Annotated in this window: 9 protein-coding genes; 1 reads left to right on the plus strand and 8 read right to left on the minus strand. The window is 49.4% G+C overall.

The window, feature by feature from the left end:
* Positions 1-21: 21 nt before the first annotated feature.
* The 8 genes from def to DESGI_RS13630 all read right to left on the minus strand — a co-directional run bounded on the left by def (position 22) and on the right by DESGI_RS13630 (position 13851).
* Positions 22-474, minus strand: coding sequence for a peptide deformylase (def, locus tag DESGI_RS13595; RefSeq protein WP_006523573.1), 453 nt, complete (start codon positions 472-474; stop codon positions 22-24).
* A 45-nt stretch (positions 475-519) separates the two neighbouring features.
* Entirely contained in the window at positions 520-2760 is a 2241-nt protein-coding gene (priA, locus tag DESGI_RS13600) for a replication restart helicase PriA (RefSeq protein WP_006523572.1), read from the minus strand.
* A gap of 78 nt (positions 2761-2838) precedes the next feature.
* Complete coding sequence (locus DESGI_RS23130; protein WP_052543947.1) at positions 2839-3159, minus strand: hypothetical protein; 321 nt, start codon at positions 3157-3159, stop codon at positions 2839-2841.
* Between the two features lie 271 nt (positions 3160-3430).
* Positions 3431-6292: an NHLP bacteriocin export ABC transporter permease/ATPase subunit gene (locus tag DESGI_RS13610; RefSeq protein WP_006523570.1), complete on the minus strand. Its 2862-nt coding sequence runs from the start codon at positions 6290-6292 to the stop codon at positions 3431-3433.
* 241 nt (positions 6293-6533) lie between these two features.
* The gene (locus DESGI_RS13615) at positions 6534-8729 is read right to left on the minus strand and encodes an NHLP family bacteriocin export ABC transporter peptidase/permease/ATPase subunit (RefSeq protein WP_006523569.1); all 2196 of its coding nucleotides are present in this window, start codon (positions 8727-8729) and stop codon (positions 6534-6536) included.
* Positions 8730-8786: 57 nt separating this feature from the next.
* Entirely contained in the window at positions 8787-9677 is an 891-nt protein-coding gene (locus DESGI_RS13620) for an NHLP bacteriocin system secretion protein (RefSeq protein WP_006523568.1), read from the minus strand.
* 24 nt (positions 9678-9701) lie between these two features.
* Positions 9702-12731 carry an SLC13 family permease gene (locus DESGI_RS23135; protein WP_006523567.1) on the minus strand — a complete coding sequence of 1010 codons (3030 nt, stop codon included), beginning with the start codon at positions 12729-12731 and terminating at the stop codon, positions 9702-9704.
* 406 nt (positions 12732-13137) lie between these two features.
* Positions 13138-13851: a response regulator gene (locus DESGI_RS13630; RefSeq protein WP_006523566.1), complete on the minus strand. Its 714-nt coding sequence runs from the start codon at positions 13849-13851 to the stop codon at positions 13138-13140.
* 224 nt (positions 13852-14075) lie between these two features.
* On the opposite strand from DESGI_RS13630, the gene DESGI_RS13635 reads away from it, so the two are divergent.
* Positions 14076-14375 (plus strand): NHLP leader peptide family RiPP precursor, encoded by a 300-nt coding sequence (locus tag DESGI_RS13635; protein WP_006523565.1) that lies wholly within the window; start codon positions 14076-14078, stop codon positions 14373-14375.
* Positions 14376-14391 lie beyond the last annotated feature (16 nt).

Here is a 14391-nt window from a genome sequence, read left to right on the forward strand (position 1 = left end):
TCTAACCCCAAGCCATTATTGCTATATCTTTTTTAAATTCTTTGCCTTATCAATAAATAAAATTCCGTCGAGATGGTCTATTTCGTGCTGCAGTGCCCGGGCAAAAAAGCCGCTGGCTTCAATTTCAGTTTCATTGCCGGTCCGGTCTAAGCCTTTAACATTGACGTGCTCGGCTCGCATAACTTCGCCCACCATACCAGGAATACTGAGGCAACCCTCGTTATCAATTTGCGTGCCCTTGGCTTCTGCAATCACCGGGTTAATCAGCTCCACCAAACCATCACCTACATCAACCACAATCACTCGCTTGGATACCCCAATTTGCGGGGCGGCCAATCCCACACCCTGATTGGCGTACATGGTATCACGCATATTATCCAGCAGTTTTTCAATATGCGGACCTAACTTAGCAACATAAACCGCCTTCTCCCTGAGCACCTCATCCCCTACTTCCACAATTCTATATACAGCCAACTTTACATTGCCTCCTTCTCTTCTGCTGGTACTTAAGAAATATCATTACATAATATACATAGGGTCCACATCTATGCTCATTCTTAGTTCCTTTCCCGGTGCAGCACCACCGGTAGCCCGCTGGAAGCGTTCCATAACCAGACGCAAACGCCGGTAATCCGCACTCCAAAGAATGATATGCCACCTGTAATCTTCCTTCAGCCGGGGCAACGGTGCCGGAGCAGGCCCTACTATCATTATCTTTCCCCCGTTCGCCCCTTCAACAAACCCATCCAACTGTGTACGTATTTTTTCCGCCGCTTGCTGCACGGCAGCATCGTCCTTACCAGATAGTAATACCCTGACCATTTTGGCAAATGGCGGGTAACCCATTTCCTTGCGCACGGCAATTTCACTTTGAAAGAATGCACTATAATTGTGCCGAGAGGCTGCCTGCACCGCATAATGTTCCGGGGTATGTGTTTGAATCAAAACTTCTCCTGGTTTGTCTCCCCGGCCGGTACGGCCGGCCACCTGGGCCAGCAGCTGAAATGTGCGTTCCCCCGCCCTGAAATCAGGCATGTGCAATGAACTGTCGGCATTAATTACCCCTACCAGGGTTACCCCTGGCAAGTCCAGCCCTTTGGCCACCATTTGGGTGCCTACTAAAATATCTGCTTCACCGTTACTGAAAGCCGACAGTATTTGCTCATGAGAGCCTTTGCGTATGGTGGTATCCGCATCCATACGTAATATACGCCCCCCGGGCAAAGCTGCTGATAATTCCATTTCCACCCGCTGGGTTCCCGTACCGAAATAACCCACCTGGCCGCCCCCGCAATCAGGGCAGATCTTTGGTGCTTGTACACGGTAATTACAGTAATGGCAGCGCAAGCGCCCATCAGTATGGTAGGTGAGGGAAATTTCGCAACGGGGGCACTTTAGCACCAGCCCGCACTCACGGCAAACCACCAGGGTTTTAAAGCCCCGCCTGTTTAAAAAAATAATGGCCTGCTCCTTATTATGCAGCTTTTCCCGTAATTTCTGCAATAGCACCAGGCTGAAAATAGCACTGTTTCCAGACTGCACTTCTCTGCGCATATCTACCAGTTGAACATTGGGCATGCTTTTTCCATTAATCCTGTGCCTCATATTAATTAACTTATACTCACCGCCCGGCAAAGCCCGGCAGTAAGACTCCAAAGACGGGGTAGCACTGCCCAGTACCAATACCCCCCGGCTCTTCCGGGCCCGGTAAAGAGCCACCGCCCGGGCATGGTAGCGCGGCGCTTCCTCTTGCTTATATGAAGGCTCATGCTCTTCGTCAATAATTATCAATCCGGGGTCGGGTACCGGCGCCAATATAGCTGAGCGCACTCCCAGTACCACCGGCGCACTGCCGTTTTCAATGCGTGTCCATTCATCATACCTCTCACCGTCGGACATGCGGCTGTGCAGTACCGCCACATGCTGGCCGAAACGGGCCTTATACAGCCGGACCATTTGCGGGGTTAATGATATCTCGGGCACCAGAGTGATGGCCTGCCGGCCAGTGCCCAGTACTTGCTCAATACAATGCAGGTAAACCTCGGTTTTGCCGCTGCCCGTAACTCCGTGCAGCATAAATGCCCGGTGTCTTCCTTTTCGTATGGCATCTGCCACATCCTGCACAGCCCGGCTTTGCTCACCAGTCAGACTGACTTGTGCCTGTTCGGTCAATCTATACTGCGGATAGGGATCCCGTACGGGCAGATTGGTTTCCACCTTTAGAATTCCCCCCGCGCACAATTGATTTACCACAAATAATGATACACCGGCCATTGAGGCCAGTTCCCGCTTGTTCAGCCCCGGATGTTGCAGTGCTGTTTCCAGAGCAGCCAATCTTTTCGGCGAACGGGTCATTTGCCTCCGCAGCTCGGGTAGCTGTGCCGGTTCTACAACGCTATAAAGTCGAGCCACCGGTCTTGGAGTGGTTTTTTTCAGCGCCGGGGCAATGACGGCCTGCAAAGCCTTTACAGTGCTACAAAAGTAATAACCCGCCAGCCATTTGGCCAGCTCAAGTTGATCTTCCCTAAACAGCCGGCCATTGTCCACCAGGTTGATAATTTCCTTGACCTTTTCCACGGCCTTTTCTTCGCTCAATCCCACCACAAAACCGGTAACCTTCTGTTTACCAAAAGGAACCTTCACCCGGTTGCCGAATTGCACAGAACCCACCAGATTGCGGGGCACCTTGTATTGATAAGTACGGTCAGGCTGCATACCCGGTACTTCTACCAGTATATCTGCATATAGTTGATTGTTCATCCATATCCCTCTAATTTGTCAAACATTAGCTTTTATCTTGCTGCCTGCAATAATTATAGACTATAACAGCACGGCCCCTCAATCCACTTTTTGGCACATAATAGGCGAACGCCCGCTCTCAACCGGCGGGTGCTGCGGGGAATGCACTATTGTAAGGCTATTAAAGATCATTTCCTTTTCATATTGCAGTTGATTATTTCGGTAATATCGCTTCCTTATTTCTACGCGAGGGACAAAAACTGAAAACTCATGGGGCACCGAACTTGAAACATGGCGGGCCATGGTCACCAACACATCGTCTATTTTTATGGCGGCTATATCCGTTTGTGGTTCTGCCCCTGTCCTATTAAAAAAATTTTGGGAGTTTTTTAACACCTTTTTTAACTTACTAATCAGCATGATCATCACCCGACAGCTTTATGACCATATTATGTCATGATAGTATAATTGTGTATTATATTAATAAAAATACAAGAAAAATCAAGTAGATGCACAAGCTTAAAGTAGGCATTATTGGCGTAGGCATGGCCTATGTCCATATAATGACTGAATTGGGCATACGTTCCGTTATTAAAAATGATTATAGTTATAGGTAGCGAACGGCAATTATTATTTCTTGCATGTTTATTTGAATACTATGAACTGAAAACGAGTCACATTAAATATAGGGCTAAGCCAACTGTCTTTTGGCCAGTTGGGCAAAAAGACCTTCTTTATTGATCAGCTCGGAATAGGTGCCGCTTTCAACAATTTTCCCCTGTTCTAATACATAAATCCGATCAGCGTTTATAATGGTGCTGAGACGGTGGGCAATGACAACCCTGGTAGCATTAAGTTTTTCCAGACTTTCGCTGACCACCGCCTGGGTACGGTTATCCAGAGCACTGGTGGCTTCGTCAAAAAGAATGATCCCCGGCTTGCCGACAATAGCCCGGGCAATTAAGATTCTTTGCCTTTGCCCCCCTGAGAGGGTGGCGGAACCCATGCTGATGACGGTGTGCATACCCATGGGGAACTGTTGAATATCTTGATCCAGTCCGGCCATGGCGGCGGCTTCCCAGGCATCCTCCCGGGTCAGGGGCAGGGAACCTGTAATATTGTCAAATATGGTGCCCGGTCTTAACTGGCTGTTTTGCAGCACAACCCCCATTTGGCGGCGAACTGCCTGGATGTTCAGACCTGCCAGATCCTGCCCGTCGAAATAAACTGCACCGGATTCAGGAGTTTCAAACCCCAGCAACAGGCGAAGCAGAGTGGACTTGCCGCTGCCGGAGGGACCCACAAAGGCCACAAATTCCCCCGGGCGAATATGAAAGGATACATTCTTTAAAACCAGCGGATCATCTTTCCGGTAACGGAAATAGAGCTGGCTGGCCTCAATCTCACCGGTCAGGTCCCCGGGGTCCCCCTTGACCTCATCCACTTCCGGCAGGGCTTTTAAAATAGGCTGTGATCTTTCATACTGCGGCACTACTTTCATAACTTCCATCACGGTGGCGGTTAAACCGGTCATAGCCCCCAAAAAACCGGAAAAAGCCGCGTTGAAGGCTAAAAACCGCCCGGTGGACATGAACTCCTCCCGGGCCAAACCAATGATCGCAAACAGGGTCATCGAAGTCAACACCGGGTAAAATGCATTAAAGGAAAGCAGATAGTTGGACACCTGACGGGCCTGGTAGGAAACTTTTTTCTGGGCGGCAAAAGCCCTGGACCACAGGTAAAATGCTCTGTTTTCAGCCCCGGCCACCCGGAACTTGGCCATGCCGCCAATAATCTGGGAAACCAGTCCGGATATCTGTCCCTCCAGTTCCGCCAACCTGCGGGTGTAGCGGATTTCCCAATAGCTCAAAGCGATAAAAATTATCAAAAACAGTACCACCAGTCCAACCGCCACCAGGGCCAATCGCCCGCTGTAATAAAAAAGCAACGCTAAATTGACAAAGGAAAAAATGCCGGCAAAAATGGAACCAAGCGAGGCACCCGAAAGGGTGCCCAAAATAGTATTAATACCATTGGCCCTCTGGGTTAAATCACCGGCTGTATAATTACGAAAAAAGGATACCGGCAAATTTAACAATCGATCCCACACCGCACTCTGCAAAGCAGAGCCGGCTTTTCCTTCCAGCCGCTGCATGGCAACGTATTGACATATTTGAAAGCTGGCGCCGGCGACGGCGCTGGCCAGCAAAAAGGCCGCCATCACCAGCAGTTGGCTGCGCTGGGCCTCCGGAATGATAGTGTCAAACAATAAACCGTTGGCCACCGGGGACACCAACCCCAAAATTCCTCCAGCCAGACCCATTAGAAACAGCATCACCAAGTCCCGCTTGGAGCGTCCGGACAACACATAGGCTAACAAATCCCAAATGGTCAGGGCGTGGGAAGGCAGCGGGCGGTAAAACACATAACCAAAGGGTTTAAGGGAGCGGACCATGGCATTGGTCAACAGCTGCTTTCCCCCCTCCAGGGGATCATAAAGTACATAGTTGGAATCCTTAACCGGGATCAGTGCCACCGGGCGATCGTCTTCTTCCATATAGGCCAGAAAAGGTCCGTTATCCTGCTTCCACCAGTTCCTTTTTAAAATCACCTTGCGAACACGAAAATGGGAGGCCTTGGCCAGATCACCCAGAGGATCCCTTGACTTTTCGGCGCGAACGGGCGGTGGGACAATTTTTATGCCCATACTATCCCCTATCTTGCGGCAGGCCCAGAGCAGGGGATCGTCGCTGTCATCATCCTGCGGCAGCTCCCGTTCAGGCTGAACAGCAGACGTCAGCTGAGCAATTGCCTTATCCACAAATTCGCGGTCCCTGACCCGTTTGCTGATATATCGACGCCGTTCTTCCAGTTCCAGCCGGTTCATGTGCCGGCGAATCACTTGAAAAACCACCCTGTGAAAAACCGCTAAGGACTGCCAGGGTGAGTACTCTTTGATGAAGTCATGAGTAGACAAGACCTCCAGGGTATTGTTACCCGGGGAGAAAATCCAGGCCACCGCAGCTAATGGAAAGAATACATCCCGTTCAATACCCGGCAGTTCCGGCAACCCCAAAAATTGCAGCGCACCTTTGGATTTAACCCACAGCACCTTTTCCCTGGTGCGGAGAAAACAATCCTGCCAAATTGCCGCCTCCTGCCCACCCTGCAAAATCTCATAATGTTTAGGCGGCACATCCCGGCAGATTCCAGCGGAAAGACTGGTGATCCAGTTTTCAAGCCAAGGGGTTAAATGATCAACTTTGGATTTTTCCAATCTAAGCACCCGGGCATTAAAATCACCGCAGGCCATCAACCCCAGGTTCCCGTCTTTTTCCGGCTTAGCACCAAACAACGCCTGGCCGGTCCCGGCGTCAAAAAGATGAATTCTTTTACCGGAAGGTGCGCCCCCTGCCAGCGGAACCCCGTAGACCCTTACGGTCCCTTCAAGAACCAACCAGATATGTTCTGGATTATCCAGCAGTAAGGACGGGTTGGCTGCAAAGGTTAACAATGTGCCTTCCCGAAGAAAGATCTCCATGTTGCCAGACATGGCTTTATCCTCCAACCTATTTATCTTCGCACAGCCTGTAAGACCCCGCTAAAGCGGAAAGGGGACACACCTGCTGAAGTTTCGGTATTTCTCTGGGGCCAGGAATGTCCCCAACTAATGGGGATTAACAGGCTGTAAGCTCGAAATAAGTGCGACTAAGGTTTAGCGGTCAGGGGACACACCTCCTTCGGAGGAATGTCCCCAACATATGGGTCAAAACCCCACCTGAACCAAGTCTTCTTTATTGAATACTGATAAGTTCCGCATAGGGACCCTCCACAGCTTTCATCTGTTCATGGGTTCCCCGCTGCACCACCTTGCCCTTTTCCAGGACGATTATTTCATCACAGTCCCGGATGGAACTCAGACGATGGGCCACCACAATGATGGTGCAACCCCTGCGTTGCAGGTTTTCATTAACAATTTTCTCAGTTCGTGGGTCCAGTGCGCTGGTGGCCTCGTCCAGCACCAAAATGGACGGGTTGCCCGCCAGGGCCCGGGCGATTTCCATACGCTGCCTCTGACCGCCGCTGAAGTTCCGCCCTCCCTCATTCACCCGGTGGTCGTAGCCGCCGTCCCGGGCCGAAATGTCTTCGTGAATGCAAGCATCTTTGGCCCCTTGAATCACATCCGCCTCGGAAATGGTATTATCCCACAGGGTCAGGTTATCCCGAATGGTACCTTCAAATAAAATGATCTCCTGGTCCACCATGGCCAGGAAGTTGGCAACAAGAAACCGGGGGATTTGCTCCCGGGACTTCCCGTCAAAGAGGATTTCGCCGGACCAGGGTTGGTAAAGCCCCGCCACCAACTTGGAAACGGTGGACTTGCCGCTGCCGGAACTTCCCACCAGGGCAACTCTGGACCCGGGTTTTAACGTCAGATTAAAATTTTCAAGCAAGGGTGGTTCCAGACGGCTGTACCCGAAGGTGATGTTTTTAAGTTCAACAAACCCTTTCAATTTAGCCGACTGGGTTGGCTCATTCATTTCTTGATTATCCAGTTGAGGATCTTTTTGATAGCCAAAAACATCATCCAACCGGTTCATGGTCCCCTTCATTTCCTGCAGGGAACTGCCCAACTGGACCAGACTTTGCACCGGCTGTAGAAAACTGGTCATTAAACTTTGAAAAGCCACCAGCGTCCCCACAGTCAGCTCGCCGTTCATGACCCGCAGTCCCCCCACCGTTAATATGACCATGGTATTCAGACCGTACAAAAAATGAGGGACCGCCGCCAGGTACCCGTTGGAAACCCCTATTTCCTGTTCGGCACTCACCAATTTGGCCTGGTAGCCGGCCCAGGTACTGAAAAAATCCGACTCATTGCCGCCGGCTTTCAGAGTTTCAATCATATGCACTCCCGCCATGGAAGTTCCGTATAGCTTGCCCTGGTCCACCAGCAGTTTTTGGTTTTGGTCTGTTCTGCTCCTGTCAACCAGGCGCAAATAACCAACATTGATAAGTGCAATGCATATCCCGATGAAGGATAATAACATATCATAATGGAGCATCAGCACCAGGTAAAAAACAATCACCAGGCAATCTAAAACCGCGTGGGCCAGTTTACCCGTCATAAGCTGGGCAACATGATCGTTAAGTCGCACCCGGTTACCGACTTCACCTGTGGAGCGCTGAGAGAAAAATTCCACTGGCAGGCGCAGCACATGCCAAAAGAATTTTCCGGAGGTGTTGAGTGCCAGTTGAGATTCCATGCGCAGCAGGGAATGATTCTGCAGTGCGGTTAAAGCCAGCCTTAATACAGCCGTCAGTCCCATGCCTATTAAAAGAGGAAATAACCAGCCCTTCATGTTATGCAGTAAAATGTTGTCCACAAAGATTTTTGAAAAAACCGGGATCATCAGACCTGGAATCACCAGCAGCAGCCCTGCCAGCACCAAAAATACCAGACCCGACTCCAGACCTTTGAGACGTTTCCCCAGAGCCAGTAGAACGGAGGGTCTTTCCCCTCCTTTTTTAAATTCCGAACCCGGCTCAAAGGTTAACACAACGCCGGTAAAGGAATAATTAAACTCCTCCTCCGAAACGGTCCTTGGACCGGTAGCCGGGTCGTTAAGGTAAACCAATCCCTTTTTAAATCCTTCCAGTACGAGAAAATGGTTAAAATTCCAGAAAATAATCATGGGGAATTTTAATTTAAGCAATCCTTTGGGTTCCACCTTGTAACCCTTGGCCTGCATCCCATACCGGCGGGCGGCCTTTAACATATTGCTGGCCTTGCTGCCGTCCCTGGAAACCCCACATTCAACCCTCAGTTCTTCAAGGGGCACAAACCGGCCATAGTAGGCTAAAATCATGGCCAGGGAAGCCGCCCCGCATTCCACCGCCTCCATCTGTATAATGGTGGGTACTTTAACCCTTTTGGTTTTGTTTTTTTGTTTAATAATATTTTTAAGTTTTTCCAGCACCTGTGCCATTTGGATTCACGACTCCCGGTAAGTATTGTTACTATTCAGGTATTCAGAATTCAATAGTCAGAATTCAGAATACTTCGGGAACACAAGTTCAACCGGCCGCATCCTGTACATAATGATTTGTCCCCGGCAAAGGGTGCCACTGTCAATTATAACCGAAGGCCCTTTCCTGGACGACCACTTAAAACCGCTGACGTTACCCTCCGCAGGTATTAAATCTACATGCACCTCCACCGACGCCCCCTGGCCCGCCAGTTTTTCCACCAGTTCTTTATTGCCCAGCAACCGCATCATACTGTCGGTGGTAGCCGGAAATTCGGAAACAGCTCTCACCCTGCCCAGGATATAGCCGAATTCTTCCTTTCTGACAGTACTTGGGGCTACCTGTACTTCCATCCCCGGGCGAACGGTCTTCCCTTCTTCAAGGGGAATAAAAAGAACTGCCTCCAGTTCTCTCTGTTCTTTGCCCTTTACCGCCACTCTCATCACCGGGTCTCCGGGTTTTACCCATTCCCCCCTGACTGCGTTTACCTCCAGGATCCGCCCGGCATAGGGGCTGATCACCCGAGACTCTTGCTCAATTTTTTCGCGCAGCAGGGTTAGTTCTCTTTCAGACAGGGATTCCTCAAAGTTTTTGGTCCACTGGGGGTCAAAGATCCTGGCTACCACTTCACCTTTTTGCACGGTGTCCCCCACCGACACTTTCACATCGCTAACCTGGCCGGTAGTTCCCGCTGCCACCGGGGCGATTCCACCCTGGCCCACCAGAATGCCCCGGACGGAGACGGTGCCGGGAATGCTGCCATAAAACCCCCAAAGCAATATTGTTAAAACCAGGCAGGCCAAACCGAACAGTGCAACCCAGCCCCTGGGGGATGTAAAGGTAGTAAATAAATCCAACTGCTCCGGGGAAGACAGCTTTTCCAGAGCCGTTTTTCTAAAAAGATCCACTCCATCTTCCTCCTAAACCGGTCTTTACGGGCAGGTAATCTTGCCTTCACGCACTTTCTTAACCACTATCTCTTTGCCCGCTACCCTACCATCTTCGGTAAAGCTATGCGTTCCGGTTATGCCATGATATTCTTTCATTTGCCTCAGTTTGGCGGCAATTTGCGCCGGTTCCGCAGCAGCAGTCCCTTTCATGGCTTCAACCAGTATTTTCACGGCGTCATAGCCCTGGGCCGCCGGTACGCCTGGATCGGCGCCAAACTTGACTTGATAATCACGGATGAATTTTTCCACCTCCGGGTGGTTTTCGCCGGGGTTAAAGATCGAAAAGATGGTGGTCCCCTCCGCCGCACTGCCCGCCAGCCGGGGCAATTCCTCTGCATCTAAACCGGAGGCAGCAAAAATAGGAACCTTTAGCCCTGCCCGGCGGGCCCCGGTAATCCATTCAGCACCGGCGGGCATGGTATCAATCAGGAATATGGAGTCGTAGCCCAGGATTTGCCACTTGCTCAGCAGGTTATTCCACTCATTGATTCCGCCGGAAACAGCCAGCCTGTCGGCAATTTTCATCCCCCTTGCATGTACTTCGTCCTCAAAGGCATTGGCCAGGCTTCGGCCATATGAACCATCGGCGTAGCAAATCACGGTTCGTTTAAACCCCTGGTCGAGCATGGTTCGGGCCGCCAGTATGCCAAAATCGTCAACACCCGGCAGGGTACTGAAAACCGTATGATACCGGTTCAACTGTGGGGAAACCTCGGAGGGTACAATCATCACCAAGCCTGCACGGTCGTAAATAGCGGCGACCTGGGTGCTGATATAGGACTGGCGGTGGCCGATCACAGCCACTACCTCTTTGTTTTCAGCCAAGGACTGGGCAATGGCCATGCCCCGGGTGACATCCCCCTGGTCATCCTTCACTTCAATGCTTATTTTTCTGCCCATAAGGATACCGGAAGCGTTCACCTCATCCACTGCCATTTGAACGGCATTTTTTAGTTGCAGTCCTTCCGGGTCACTGAAACTGCCGGCCAATCCTATGACTACTTGTTGTTCTGCACCGGCCATCGCCGGTTGAGCAGTCTTCACAGGAACAATTAAATCCAAGTGTTTCCAAAACGGCAGTGAAAAGGATACTGCCAGGATACAAATGAAAGATGAAACAAATGCCAGTTTAAAGGTTTGTTGGTTGGTCAGCAAATTCTTGCCGGTCTCCTTGAACAGGGTGGTAAAATATCCATTGTATTCGGGAGATAAAAACCAGGTATGACTTGCCAGCAGCAGGATTAACCCGATCACAAATGGGTTAATTCCCGATGCTTCCGAAAGAGGCAAAAACAAAATCAAGCTCACCAGCAGGGCTGGTAAAGCCGGTAAAACAAAACGAAGCAGCTTCATCCAAATCACGGTTACAGCCAAAAACAAAAGGATGCTGTCCAACAGGAACCCCAGCAAAGGACTGAGTTTATCGGCCAGAAGTGCCGGCAAACCGCTGGTAAACAGAGCAGACCCAAAGCCAACCAGAGCGCCGAAGGAGATAAACACATTCCAGTTAATCTCTGTCCGGATGGATTGATCGTCCAGCACTGCACTGCCGTAGAGAAGCAAAAAGCTCACCAGACAAATGGCCGCCCCGCTGATCCCGTGCCAGTGATAGCTCAGGAGTCCCAGAAAGGCAAACAGCAAAGCCAGAAGGGTGATTTTCTCCTGCCTGGTGATGGGACCTAAAATGATTAACTGGTCTTCGATAACCGTGTGATCCAGTTGAAAGGGCTCCTTGGAACGGAAAAACAGCAGAATAGTGAGGTAAGACAATGGCAGGAAAACCAAGCTCAGGGGTAATGCCGCCTGCAGCCATAAGGCATATGTTACCTCTCCCCTTACTTCCACCGGCAGCAATTGATATACAAAGAGGCAGGCAACCGCCCCGCTTAAGACCATGAAGGACAATTGTCCGAAACCCAGCAGGGTTGAAAACGCCAGGCCCAGGGCACCGGCGCTGACATTTTGCAGGCGCAGGGTATCCAAATAGGAACGAAGCATGCGGGAGCCCAGGGAAACCCGTTCATTGGTAAAGGAGAGGAAGGGCGTTATCAGCAGGCCTGCCAGCACCCAGCCCAAAGTCTGACCGACGTAGCCGGTGGGAAAGCGGCTAATTACTATTAAAACCAGGCGGTAAATCAACCCGGTTTTGACCACGGCAGCAGAAACGGCAAAAAGTCCCAGGAGCATGAACAGAGATGGACTGGTAAAACCGGATAACACTGTCTCCGGTCTGCTGGCACGCAAAAAGATGGCCAGCAAAGGCATGGCGCAGGAGATCATGTGAAAGGAAAAGACGTTAAAGGACCACAGGATAGCCCCACCAAAAAGAATGTCCAGCAGTATCCGCTGGGAGCGGTTGAATCCCTGAGATTCAAGCAACAGATTCAGCAGCAGACTCCCCAGAATGGCCAGGATCACGCTCAGCAGCTGTTGCTTATTTAGTTTTGCTCTGAGAACCGGGATAGCACGGTCCTTATCCGGTTGAGAAATCAACGTTTCCGGAGCCGGTATGTCCACAACGCATTGGGGTTCCCCCTTTACCGGTTCCTGTTCTTCGCTTCCCTTCTTCTTATTGGCCTGTTCCTTGTTTACCTGGGCCAGCCTTCTGGCTAAGATACCCGCAAACTGAACCGCCAGTGAGTTCTGATTTCTGAGCAGTTCATCAAAATTATCCTTGGAGAGCCTTAAAACCACAACATCGGTGACCGCCTGAATACCTGCGGACCTGGGTTCGCCGGTGAGCAGGGACATCTCACCAAAACATTCCCTTTCTCCCAGAACCGCCAGTTCTCTTGTTTGACTCCCTTCCTCAAGAAAAACCTTGACCTTGCCCCGGGCCAGAATGTATAAGGAATCACCGAACTCTCCCTGTTGAAATAAAATATCTCCGGTTTTATAATGTACTTCCTCCACCACCGGCACCAGCTTGGCCAGATTCATTCTGTCCAAACCGGAAAACAACGGGATATCCAGCAACTTTAACTTATCCAAACCAACACTGTTTACAGTCATGACGCCCTCTCCCACTGGCAAATCTACTTATTGAAGCAAAAATATTTCCTAAATGGCCCTGATCTAAAAAAATTGTAGCATTTGTTTATAAAGTTTTGGTAAACGTAATCTAAACGAAACTTAAATTTTATAAACAAATTCTTAATTCAGGTGGGGTTTTAACCCCATCTGAATCTTAGAATTTGTTATCCAGGAGCTTAGCGCCGCTCGCGTGCCCGGAGGGTATATCTCCCGCTTGGAGAAGCGGGAGTATTAGTGGCGGTTAGCTATCGGATAAATTTTGTTTAAATTGAATACAAAAATTAAAAGCCTTCACCGGTTAATCGGTAAAAGCTTTTTTGAACAGCCGGATTTAAGGTGAAACTAAGGAAATGTTAATTTTTGTCGACAATCTATAAACACGGCTTTACTTTTCTTTGCTGTTATGCAACTTATAACCTATTCCCCTCACTGTAATGATATACCGGGGTTGGGAGGGGTTCTGCTCAATTTTTTTACGCAGCCTGTTAATATGAACCATCAGCGTCCTGTTATCGGTATTATCATTGAACTTCCACACCAGTTCCAGCAAATGGTCATATTTAAAAATCCGGTTGGGATTTTGAGCAAGTAACACGAGAAGTTCAAACTCTTTATTGGTCAGTGTGATCGGGGAACCGTCAACCAAAACGGTACGGTTGTTCAAGTCTATTTCCAGACCGGGAAAATGAAGTAATTGACTTTTCTCAGGAGGTTCGCAGTTTGAGCTTGGCAGGAAATGGCGGCGTAAGTTTGCCCTTACCCGGGCAATCATTTCGTTTGGGTTGAATGGTTTGATTATATAGTCATCTCCACCTACCCCGAGACCCAGTACAATATCTGATGAGTCGTTTTTGGAGGTGAGAAAGATGATGGGAACGTCACTCTCCTTGCGTACTTCACGACAAACTTCAATCCCGTCCAGGCCAGGCATAAGTATGTCCAGGATAATCAAGTTGGGTCTATGTGTCCGAAGCAGATCAAAAACCTTATAGCCATCCTCGGCCGTGATTACCTGAAAGCCGTTTTTGACCAGATGATGGCTGGCTAATTTTCTTACTACGGCTTCATCATCAACCACCAAAATTTTTTCTCCGGCCATATTACTCCCTTCTTTTTTATGTTTTTTTATAATAATACTGCCAAAATAATGTTTATCCTGCAATATATGCGCATTTTTTATTCATATTGTTTATATAACCGGTTAAATATTTAATAAAAGTTTATTATGCGTTTATAAATAATTTAGAAACAGTTGCTATAATATTTATTGAAGTGAGAATAGGTCATATAAAATTGGTTTTGTTAGATAGGAGGTAAGTCAAGGTGAGCCAGGAAGATATGCCGGTGATCCCGCGGGACCTCAAGGAAAAAATTGTTCAGAAAGCCCGGGAAGATGAAACTTTCAAGAATCAACTTCTGACTAATCCACATAAAGCAATTGCCCGGTTGGGTACCCATATTTCGAAAGAGGTTGAAGTTAAGGTGATGGAGGAATCAGCCAGAGTAGCCTATCTTGTTCTTCCCGTCTTACCGGAAGAAATGCTCGATGAAGAGTTGGACATGGTTGCCGGCGGTATTTGTTTTATCTATAGCGAAAGCAATTCGAATCTTTCAGATCCTTGAATGGTAAGGAGAATAC

Source organism: Desulfoscipio gibsoniae DSM 7213 (assembly GCF_000233715.2).
In the GTDB taxonomy this organism is placed as follows: Bacteria; Bacillota; Desulfotomaculia; order Desulfotomaculales; family Desulfallaceae; genus Sporotomaculum; species Sporotomaculum gibsoniae.

What these genes read in the sequence shown, in the direction of transcription:
- DESGI_RS23130 (WP_052543947.1), bottom strand. Translation starts at nt 3,159, where the DNA reads ATGCTGATTAGTAAGTTAAAAAAGGTGTTAAAAAACTCCCAAAATTTT.
- DESGI_RS23135 (WP_006523567.1), bottom strand. Translation starts at nt 12,731, where the DNA reads ATGACTGTAAACAGTGTTGGTTTGGATAAGTTAAAGTTGCTGGATATC.
- priA (WP_006523572.1), bottom strand. Translation starts at nt 2,760, where the DNA reads ATGAACAATCAACTATATGCAGATATACTGGTAGAAGTACCGGGTATG.
- DESGI_RS13610 (WP_006523570.1), bottom strand. Translation starts at nt 6,292, where the DNA reads ATGTCTGGCAACATGGAGATCTTTCTTCGGGAAGGCACATTGTTAACC.
- DESGI_RS13630 (WP_006523566.1), bottom strand. Translation starts at nt 13,851, where the DNA reads ATGGCCGGAGAAAAAATTTTGGTGGTTGATGATGAAGCCGTAGTAAGA.
- DESGI_RS13615 (WP_006523569.1), bottom strand. Translation starts at nt 8,729, where the DNA reads ATGGCACAGGTGCTGGAAAAACTTAAAAATATTATTAAACAAAAAAAC.